Genomic DNA, 1227 nt, shown 5'->3' with positions numbered 1-1227 from the left:
GTTGCGGAGGTGATGAGTGCGGGGGATTATTATCCTTTTGGGATGGGGATGGGGGATAGGAAGTGGAGTTTAGGAAGGTATATATTAATAAACTATTTTCTGTTGCTATAAATTCTGCTACAAAATACCTTGCTCCTAAAATATTATATAATTTCGGTAACCCTGCGTTGCGGGAAATGGGCGAAGAAGCGTTGGCAATGATAAAACAGAGTTATAAACCAACTGGTAAAGGTAGTTCACTTGGCACTTCCTTAGGTGCTAGATATGTTGATGTAATACCAATTGGAACTCACATTCAAGCTGCTAAAATAAATTTTGAAGTAAAAGTTGGGCTCCAGGAATTTAGCGGAAATGTTGCTAACCAGATAGCAAAGGATGAAGAATTACTAGCATTGGGTAAGGTAGAAGAAATTACCTGGGTATTCTTTCGCAGTCCCGTTACTGGAAAAATTGGTCCATCCGCCAGGTTACTCACTGAATTACAATAGGTAGGAATTAAAGTGGAAATTTATGGAGATTTACCTAAACCAATCCTTGATAAAGCATTATTAAAATATAAACCAAGTATTAAAGTTAAAAAATGACTAATGGCAAGTAACTATGAAACATTAACTATACCCGTAGATTATAAAAAGTCTTTTCAGGATCTGGACATGCAGGAAATAAAAGATTATTACAATTGGTTTCTGCATATTAAGCATGATAGGTTAATGAAACTTGGCACTTATCTTTTTAATAGAGATTATGATTTTTTATCAGAGAATAATTTAAAAGTGGTTGAAAACTTTTTGTTTAATTCCGTAGGTACAGTGCCTATGCCTAAAGATGAATATGATAGAGCATATGGTGGAATGTCCGATCGATTAAAAAAAATAGCAAATGTTCCAGACTTTATACTAGATCGTAGGACTATTTCAATTTGTTATGATATCGGAATTTATATGGGAGAATTAATGATAGCATTAGATAGCTCTATCGTGTGGAGATTGGATAAAAATATCAGGTCTGCTGATTATGGGCAACCAATAATTAAGAAAAAGAAATTTGAGATAAACCCCTTTGTTGTGGTAAAAAATGCTGCTAATAAAATTCACAAGAAAACATATACAGAACACCAGCTTATTAGTTTCTTTAATGCATGGAAAAAGGGGTGTGGAATTGACTGAGATTTTAAGGGGTCATTTTTCAATGTTCCATTTATCAATAGTCTGGTAAGTTTTCCACAGC

The 1227-nt window shown here is 34.1% G+C and carries 2 protein-coding genes; both read left to right on the top strand.

Annotated elements, in window-relative coordinates; translation table 11 throughout:
- Positions 1-176: 176 nt before the first annotated feature.
- On the top strand, positions 177-488 hold the full coding sequence (locus tag BW716_RS34955; protein ID WP_143709233.1) for a hypothetical protein: 312 nt from the start codon (positions 177-179) through the stop codon (positions 486-488).
- A 99-nt stretch (positions 489-587) separates the two neighbouring features.
- Complete coding sequence (locus tag BW716_RS34950) at positions 588-1166, top strand: hypothetical protein (RefSeq protein WP_083730664.1); 579 nt, start codon at positions 588-590, stop codon at positions 1164-1166.
- Positions 1167-1227: the final 61 nt, after the last annotated feature.

Source organism: [Flexibacter] sp. ATCC 35208, assembly GCF_001975825.1.
In the GTDB taxonomy this organism is placed as follows: domain Bacteria; phylum Bacteroidota; class Bacteroidia; order Chitinophagales; family Chitinophagaceae; genus Chitinophaga.
The sequence above is the reverse complement of the archived record's forward strand: the minus strand, read 5'-3'. Positions and strand labels throughout refer to the sequence as shown.

Bases quoted from the DNA above. Each gene is read 5' to 3' on its own strand.
- BW716_RS34950 (WP_083730664.1), top strand. From the start codon at position 588: ATGGCAAGTAACTATGAAACATTAACTATACCCGTAGATTATAAAAAG.
- BW716_RS34955 (WP_143709233.1), top strand. From the start codon at position 177: ATGGGCGAAGAAGCGTTGGCAATGATAAAACAGAGTTATAAACCAACT.